Origin of the sequence: Streptomyces sp. NPDC048191, from assembly GCF_040652655.1 — a bacterium.
GTDB lineage: Bacteria > Actinomycetota > Actinomycetes > Streptomycetales > Streptomycetaceae > Streptomyces.
Window position 1 is genome coordinate 400,288 of record NZ_JBEZMO010000004.1, and the last position, 7,212, is coordinate 407,499.

Sequence of the window (7,212 nt, forward strand, 5' to 3'; positions counted from 1 at the left end):
CTTCGGCTCCTTTCGCGCGCGGCGCGGCGCAGCGCAGTGCCGGGCCGCGCCGCCCGGATGCTGTGCGGTGGCCCTACCGGACGACGTGCCGATGAGAGCGCCGGGACCAGCGCACACCGAACAGGGCCAGGTCCGCCACGAAGACCACGATGCCGATGAACAAGAGGTAGGTCAGCCCCTCCGCCACCGTGCCGATGAGTCCCAGGACGACAGCCACGAGGATCAGGAACAGGAAAAGCGCCATGGTCAGCACATCCTCCGGCCTGCGCTGCGGGCGGTGAACCCGCACGACGACCAGCGATTGGGTCGGGCTTTGACACCCTGGAGATGCACTCCGGTCACCGGCGTGCGAGGCGACGCCCGTGCCCGGCGCCAGGCTCGTAAGGGCTGTCGTAGTGTTTGAAGACCTCTTCTTCCCGCTCGACCGGCAGGACGTCGTCCAAGCCTATGGACGGGGCCTTCTTGACCAGCCCTCTCGAGTGCGCCACCTGTACGTATCCGGGGCCCAGGGTCGCCTCGTCGAGGGGCACGAAGACGAGTCGGTGCCGGGTCGGAAGTCCGGTACGGACGGTGGCCATGGTCGGCGTGTCGGTGGTGGTGTCCACGTAGACCGCTTCCAGGGCTCCGATCTTGCGTCCCCTGGGATCGATCACGTCGCGGTTGCGCCACTCGCGGATATCGGCTGAATGGATCATGCCTCGCTCCTTGCGCCCCGCGCCTCCCGCAGCACCTCACCCGACAGGGGGGCGGCAGCGAGGGGCTGCCACCTCCTCACGTTACTCTGACCGCCGGTCAGCGGGGCACCTGACCTGATTCCTTCCGGCTCGCCAAGGGGCGAGCGCTCATACCTCAGGCCTGTCTGAGGGGTGCAGGGCCTCGCGGGTGTCTCGTGTGGGGTCCTGTACGGCGGCTTGCTCCTGGAGCGAGCCGGGGGCGGCTCGTTCCGGGGCGGCGGGACTGTGGGACTTTTGCGGTGGTGGTGGCAGGCTGTGGTCGTCGGGGGCGCCGGCTCCGGACGCGGGCAGGCGCAGGGCGAGCAGGGCGGTGTCGTCGCCGCTGGGGGACAGGCGTTGCAGGAGCTGGTCGCAGAAGTCGTCGATGCTGCGGGTGTGTAGTCGCCGGGCCAGGACGGAGGCGTGGTGCCTGAGTTTGGCCATGCCGGCGTCGATGGGGCGTTCCCGGCTCTCGACGAGACCGTCGGTGTAGAAGAGCACGGTGGCCTCCGCCGGGAGGTCCTCGTGGGCGTCCGGCCAGGTCAGGCCCAGGTGCAAGGTAGCGCTCATGCCGATCAGCGGCCCGTGGCCACTGGTGAGGAAGCGTGTCGCTCCGTCCGGCGTGATCAGCAGCGGCGGGGGGTGACCCGCATTGACCCAGTGCAGCCGCCACGGCCCTCCTTCGGGACCTTCGACCCGGGCGAAGATCAGGGTGGCCATCGGCGCGTCGCTGGTGTGGGTCACCGCCTCGTCCAGTCGACACATGATCATGCTGGGTGGCTCCACATGGGTCCAGGCGAGAGCACGCAGCATGTTCCGCACCTCGGCCATGTGGACCGCGGCCTGCAGATCGTGGCCCACCACGTCCCCGATGACCAGCGCCATGACGCCGTCGGCGAGCAGGAAGGCGTCGTACCAGTCGCCTCCGATCTCCATGGCGCGCTGGGCCGGCAGATAGCGGGCGGCCATGCGCAGGTGGTCGACTTGCGGCAGTGGTGCCAGCAGTTGGCGTTGCATGGTCTCCGCGACGTTGCGCTGCTCGTCGTAGAGGTGGCTGTTGTCCAGCACCAGCGCGAGTCGTCGTCCGATGTCCGCGAGCAGCCGCGTCTCGGCGTCGGTCGGCGGATGAGAGTTCCCGGCTCGTGCCACGGTCAGGACGCCGTAGTACTGCCGACGGGAGCGGATCGGTACTGCGGTGGCCCAGCGGCCGCCGAGCCGCTCGAACAAGATCCGGTGGCTGGACGCGAGCGGGGCGCCCGCGTCCACCAAGTCCGCGGCCCGTACCAGGACCGGACGGTCGCCGCGGATGATCTCCGGCCGCTGCTGCGTCGCAGGCAGCGGAAGCGGCCCCGTCAGTTCTCTGGCGCGACCTGGATGGGCCGGGCTGCGCACCGCGACACGCTGCGGGACGCCGGAGCGTGCGTCGATGAGGTCGACGGCGGCCCAGTGACCGAGTTCCGGTACGAGCAGGGGAAGCAGCTTCCGGGCTGCGGCAGTGGCGTCCATGTTGGACATCAGCACCGAGGACACCTCGGCGAGGAGATTCAACCGGTTTGTGAGCGCCTCCAGGGCCGCCGTGTGGGCGGTCGCTCGCTCCTCGGCGTCCCGGTGCAGGCTGAAGTCGCTGAAGACGATCACCAACCCGGCCGGCCTGCCTGCCAGCCGGAGCGGTGTCGCCGACCAGATGATCGGCAGGGGCACGCCGTCGCCGCGCAAGAAGTACTCCTCACTTCCTTCAGCAGCGTCCCGGCCACCCGCCAGCGGAGTCCGCATCAGGCACTGCTCACGCGGGACCAGACCACCGTCGGGACGGCGGTGCAGCAGATCATGCGCGTCATGCCCCAGCAGCTGCGCCATCGGCCGGGCCAGCAGACGCTCTGCCCACGGATTGACGTACGTGATCATTCCGGCTGTGTCCATGGTGAAAACACCGGCGCCGATGTCGCGCAGTACGGCACCTGTGAAGTCAGGATTCAGAACGTCGCACGAACCGGTCATGGGCTACCACCCCTCGTGACCAGGATCTCAAAAGCGGACCAATCTGCGCATGATCTGCGCATTCCCCGCTCAGGTGTCGCCCGGGGAACGTCCTGGAGAGCGCATGGGCCACTCTGGCCGGAGCGTCACGATCGCTTCGGCTCCTCCGCGTGGGGGTCTGCCGCGGGCAGTTCCACAGTGACGCGGAGCCCGCCGGCAGCGCGCGGGGTGAGGGTGAGTGTTCCCGCGTGTGCCTCGGTGACGGCCTTGGCGATCGCCAGGCCGAGGCCCACCCCTGCGTGGTCGGCGCGGATACGTTCGGTGCCACGCTGGAACGGTTCGGTGAGCGTGGCGACCAGTTGCGGGGTGAGCCGTTCGCCGGTGTTCTCCACGGTGAGCACCACACTGCTGGGGCAGACGCCGGTACTGACCCACACGGCGCCGTTGTCCGGCAGGTTGTGCACGATCGCGTTGTGCACGAGGTTCATGGTCAGCTGCAGCAGCAGCGCCTGAGATCCGGTCGTGGGAGCGATGTCGCCGCAGGCCTCGAGGGTGACGCCATGCTTTTCCGCGAGGGGGAGGAGTGTTTCGGCGGCTTCTTCCGCCAGGAGGGACAGGTCGACCGGTTCTCGGGTGAAGGACCGCTGCTCGGCGCGGCTGAGCAGAAGCAGTGCCTCGGTAAGACCGATCGCCCGGGTGTTGACGGCGTGGAGGCGGTCGATGACTTCGCCGGCGTCGTGGTTCGGATCGGTGCGGGCCACGTCAAGAAGTGCCTTCGAGATCGCCAGCGGGGTGCGCAACTCGTGCGAGGCGTTGGCTGCGAATCTCTGCTGCTCTGACACGTGTGCTTCGAGCCGTGCCAGCATCGTGTCGAAGGCGTCGGCCAGTTCGCGGAACTCGTCCTTGTGGCCCGGTAGCCGGATTCGGTGGGAGAGCGATCCGGTCGAGGCCACCCGGGCGGCGTCCGTGATGCGGGTCAGCGGGGCGAGCATCCGGCCGGCGAGGACCCACCCTCCCACGAGGCCGAACGCCAGCAGGAAAGCCAGCACCGCGGCCGCCCTGGGAGCGAAGACGTGCAGCAGGTTGGACCGGACGGGAAAGACACCGTTGGTGATGGGGGTGCCGGAGGGGACGATGAGCGCGCGCTCGGGGACGTAACGCAGGAGGAACACCCACACCGCCGCGAGCAGCAGCACGCCGGCCAGCATGAGGAAGCCGGCGTAGCTGAGGGTGAGCTTGAGGCGAACGCTCAGCCCGGATGCCCTATCCACACTCGCCTCCCTCCGCCCCGGCCCCGGGCTGCGTGTCGATGCGGTAGCCGACGCCTGGCACGGTGGCGATGATCCACGGTTCACCGAGCCGCTTGCGCAGTGCCGAGACGGTGATGCGCACGGCGTTGGTGAACGGGTTGGCGTTCGCATCCCACGCGCGTTCCAGGAGTTCTTCGGCGCCGACCACACCGCCTTCGGCGGCGACGAGGACTTCGAGCACGGCGAACTGCTTCCGGGTGAGCGCGACGTAGCGGCCGTCCCGGTAGACCTCTCTGCGGAACGGATCCAGCCGCAGACCCGCGATCTCCCGCACGGGAGGCCTGTGGTGGGCGCTCCTGCGGTCGAGGGCTCTGAGCCGGAGCACGAGTTCTTGCAGTTCGAACGGCTTGGTGAGGTAGTCGTCGGCGCCGAGTTCGAACCCGGAGACCTTGTCGTCGAGCCGGTCGGCCGCGGTGAGCATGAGGATCGGCATGCCGCTGCCGGAGCCGACGATGCGTTGGGCGATCTCGTCACCGGACGGTCCGGGGACGTCGCGGTCGAGGACGGTGATGTCGTAGGCGTTGACGCTCAGCAGTTCCAGAGCCGTGTCGCCGTCACCTGCGATGTCGGCCGCGATCGCCCCCAGTCGCAGGCCGTCGCGGATCGCTTCCGCCAGAAAGGGTTCGTCCTCGACGATCAACACGCGCATGCTCCTGATGCTACGAGTGGGCGCATATCGTCCGCGTATCGAAAATCCCATACGTGCCGACAACACCACGCTGCGTTGACTGACGGCATGAACCACACCCCTGACGACGGCTGCCGGTGTGCGCATGCCAACCCCGCCCAGGACCCGAGGACGCAGCAGTGACCGGCAGTGAGCGAGGACGGACGATGACGCAGGTGGACACGGCGGAGACCGGTCAGGGCAGCGCCCGCCGCCGAAACACCGGCACCGGCACCCGCACCGGCACCGGCACCGGGGCCTGGCGCCCGCGCATCCACCGGGCGATGCGCGCCGCCTCCCGGCCGGAGCCCTGGAAACGCGGCCCGGTGCTCGCGGCACTGGCGCTACTGCTCGGGCTGCTCATGCTCCTGCACGCGAAGATTCCGAACCGAGGGACCGGCAACCTCGGCAGCTTGGTGGAGACCATGCTCCCGTGGTTCGGCCTGTTCATCCCGCTGCTGCTGGCCGCGGCACTGTGGCGCCGCTCCGCCTCCACGACGGTCGCGCTCCTACTGCCAGGAGTGGTCTGGCTGAACCTCTTCGGCGGACTGCTCGGCGACAAGTCCCACCCGGGCAGCGACCTCACCGTGGCCGAGCAGAACGTCGACGCCGACAACACCGACCCGGCCCGCACCGCACGCGACCTGGCCGCATCCGGCGCGGACATGCTGGCCCTGGTGGAGCTCACCCCCCAGGCCACGGGCACGTACGAGAAGGAGCTGGCGAAGGCGTACCCGTACCACACGGTGCAGGGCACGGTCGGGCTGTGGAGCAAGCTGCCCCTGTCGGACACGCAGCCGATCGACATCATGGACTACGGGCCGCTGGCGGACACCAAACCGGCCGACAGAAAGACGGCTTCGAACCGGGCGCTGCGCACCACGGTGGCCACGGACCACGGACCGCTGACGGTGTATGTGGCCCACCTCGGGTCCGTACGGGTCAATCCCAGGGCGGGCTTCTGGACGGCCTCGCGGAACATAGGCGCGCAGACGCTCGGCAACGCCATCGCCGCCGATCCGAGCAAGCGGGTGGTCCTGCTCGGCGACCTGAACGGAACCGTGGACGACCGCGCGTTCGCCGGCATCACCACACAGATGCGATCGGCCCAGGAGGCGGCCGGGGACGGCTTCGGATTCACCTGGTCGGCAAGGTTCCCGGTGGCGCGGATCGACCAGATCCTGGTCCGTGGCGTGGAGCCGGACAGCTCGTGGGTGCTCCCCGCCAACGGCAGCGACCACCTGCCGGTGGCAGCCGGAATCAGCTGTTGAAGGCTCCCCTCCAGGGTTCCAACCTGCCCGGACCAGCATCACGCGCGCGGAGTTCTCGTTCCGGGGGGACTCGGCTGCGCACGCGGTGCAGGCATACGTTCTCATCGACAGCGGTGGTGCGTGCTTGGTCCTCGCTCCGCACTGAGCACAGTCCATCGTGGTGTGCGCGCGGTGCACGAGACGGACGTCCCGTGCGTGCTTGCGGCCCATCTCGCACGGGGCGCGCTTCGTCGCGGCGATGGAGGCATCAGCCCCCTTGCGGCCCATGGTGGTCCTCGCGAGGAACTTCGGCCTAAAGTCCTCCACCGCTACGCGGTCGTGAAAATCCGGAACGCCCTTACTTCAGATCGGCGAGTAGGCCGTCCAGGGCCTTCTTGAGGGCTGCGGCGTTTGCCGGATCGAACCACGTGGTGCGGATGCGCTCGTTGTTCCCATGGGGTGTCTCGTGGTCGGCGGCGAGTTGGTGCAGAGGGCGGGTCTCGTCGTTCAGGGAGCGGCCGACGTTCTGGAAGAGGCCGCGTACGTACCGGTCGGCGGCGTCGGGGGCCATGCCATGGTCGGTCGCCCACGAGGTGAGCGTGGCGAGGTAGGCGTAGTGGGCGGTGAGCGTCCCGGTCAGCGCGGAGAAGACATTGAAGGCGTCCTCGTCCGCGACGGGGAGCGCTCCGCCCAACTGTTCGAAGAGAGAGTCCACCACCGGATGCGAGGGGCAGGTCACGGTGGCGGAGCGGCGCTCGCGCGCCGCAGGCAGCGGGATAGCGCGGACGATCGGCGCGCCGGTGACGAGAGTTCGGCGCAGGTCGTCGGTGGCGACGCCGGCCATCAGGTTGACAACGGTCTTGTCGTCATCGATCTTCAGCCCGGCGAGTGCCTCGTGGTGGTCCTGGCGGCGCACGGCGATGATCACCACCTCGGAGCGGTCCAGTACCTCCTGGTTGTCGGTGCACACATGGATGCCCTCGAAGCGCTCGGACAGTTCCGCGGCCGTGCGGGCCCCTCGGGGAGAGAGGAAGACGTCTGGCGACGCACCGCCCCCGTGGCGCAGGCCCTCAACGATGGCCCGGCCGATCTCGCCCACTCCGATGATGCCGATGCGCTGCACGGTGTCTTCCTCCAGGTGCGTGGTGGTCGTGACCTGTGATGGTGTGGATCTGTGCGGTCGTGAGGGTTGTCGTCGGCTCCGCACGTGCCGGCGATCGGCACGCACAACGCGTACGACAAGGCCAAGTACACCTACTTCGCCCAGGCCTTGGACTCGGGCGCCTCGCTGCTGG

Annotated in this window: 7 protein-coding genes and 1 pseudogene; 1 reads left to right on the top strand and 7 read right to left on the bottom strand. The window is 68.9% G+C overall.

Features of this window, described 5'->3' with window-relative positions:
* Window positions 1-73: 73 nt before the first annotated feature.
* From AB0D93_RS10480 to AB0D93_RS10500, 5 genes are all read right to left on the bottom strand, one after another.
* Window positions 74-244: a hypothetical protein gene (locus AB0D93_RS10480; protein ID WP_362116200.1), complete on the bottom strand. Its 171-nt coding sequence runs from the start codon at window positions 242-244 to the stop codon at window positions 74-76.
* Between the two features lie 94 nt (window positions 245-338).
* Window positions 339-695: a PRC-barrel domain-containing protein gene (locus AB0D93_RS10485; RefSeq protein ID WP_362116203.1), complete on the bottom strand. Its 357-nt coding sequence runs from the start codon at window positions 693-695 to the stop codon at window positions 339-341.
* A 147-nt stretch (window positions 696-842) separates the two neighbouring features.
* The gene (locus AB0D93_RS10490) at window positions 843-2,711 is read right to left on the bottom strand and encodes a SpoIIE family protein phosphatase (protein WP_362116206.1); all 1,869 of its coding nucleotides are present in this window, start codon (window positions 2,709-2,711) and stop codon (window positions 843-845) included.
* Between the two features lie 125 nt (window positions 2,712-2,836).
* Window positions 2,837-3,961 (bottom strand): HAMP domain-containing sensor histidine kinase, encoded by a 1,125-nt coding sequence (locus AB0D93_RS10495; RefSeq protein WP_362116209.1) that lies wholly within the window; start codon window positions 3,959-3,961, stop codon window positions 2,837-2,839.
* Complete coding sequence (locus AB0D93_RS10500) at window positions 3,954-4,649, bottom strand: response regulator transcription factor (protein WP_362116212.1); 696 nt, start codon at window positions 4,647-4,649, stop codon at window positions 3,954-3,956. Before AB0D93_RS10500 ends, AB0D93_RS10495 begins: the two co-directional genes overlap by 8 nt.
* Before the next feature lie 302 nt (window positions 4,650-4,951).
* On the opposite strand from AB0D93_RS10500, the gene AB0D93_RS10505 reads away from it, so the two are divergent.
* Window positions 4,952-5,938 (top strand): endonuclease/exonuclease/phosphatase family protein, encoded by a 987-nt coding sequence (locus tag AB0D93_RS10505; RefSeq protein ID WP_362116287.1) that lies wholly within the window; start codon window positions 4,952-4,954, stop codon window positions 5,936-5,938.
* A 6-nt stretch (window positions 5,939-5,944) separates the two neighbouring features.
* Here AB0D93_RS10505 and AB0D93_RS10510 read toward each other — a convergent pair.
* Both AB0D93_RS10510 and AB0D93_RS10515 read right to left on the bottom strand, forming a co-directional pair.
* Window positions 5,945-6,259, bottom strand: a pseudogene (locus AB0D93_RS10510) (zinc ribbon domain-containing protein); the annotation flags it as partial.
* Window positions 6,260-6,275: 16 nt separating this feature from the next.
* Window positions 6,276-7,040 carry an NAD(P)-binding domain-containing protein gene (locus tag AB0D93_RS10515; protein WP_362116215.1) on the bottom strand — a complete coding sequence of 255 codons (765 nt, stop codon included), beginning with the start codon at window positions 7,038-7,040 and terminating at the stop codon, window positions 6,276-6,278.
* Between the last annotated feature and the right edge of the window lie 172 nt (window positions 7,041-7,212).